This window comes from Campylobacter sp. BCW_4323, assembly GCF_001763115.1.
Lineage (GTDB): Bacteria > Campylobacterota > Campylobacteria > Campylobacterales > Campylobacteraceae > Campylobacter_D > Campylobacter_D jejuni.
On the sequence record NZ_MJYC01000061.1, the window covers coordinates 1 to 551 of the forward strand.

Genomic DNA, 551 nt, shown 5'->3' on the forward strand with positions numbered 1-551 from the left:
CTCAAGATGATAATGCAAACAAAGCTTTAGAAACTCAAAATTTAGAAGATGAAAATTTAGAACAAGAAACAACTAAAGAACAGACTCAAGAAGACATTCAAACTGATTTAGATTTAACTTTGGAAGATGGCGGAAGCCAAAAAGAAGACTTAAGCCAAGAACATACAGCTTTGGATACTGAGCCTAGTTTAGACGAACTAGATGATAAAAATGATGAAGATTTAGAAATCAAAGAAGATGACAAAAATGAAGAAATAGAAAAGCAAGAATTATTAAACGATTCTAAAGCAAATACATTAGAAATGCAAGAAGAGCTTAACGAATCTCAAGATGATAATGCAAACAAAGCTTTAGAAACTCAAAATTTAGAAGATGAAAATTTAGAACAAGAAACAACTAAAGAACAGACTCAAGAAGACATTCAAACTGATTTAGATTTAACTTTGGAAGATGGCGGAAGCCAAAAAGAAGACTTAAGCCAAGAACATACAGCTTTGGATACTGAGCCTAGTTTAGACGAACTAGATGATAAAAATGATGAAGATTTAGAA

General features: G+C 31.2%; 1 pseudogene. It reads left to right on the plus strand.

Annotated features, from left to right (window positions below):
• A pseudogene (locus AJN60_RS05715) lies at positions 1-551 on the plus strand (highly acidic protein); the annotation flags it as partial.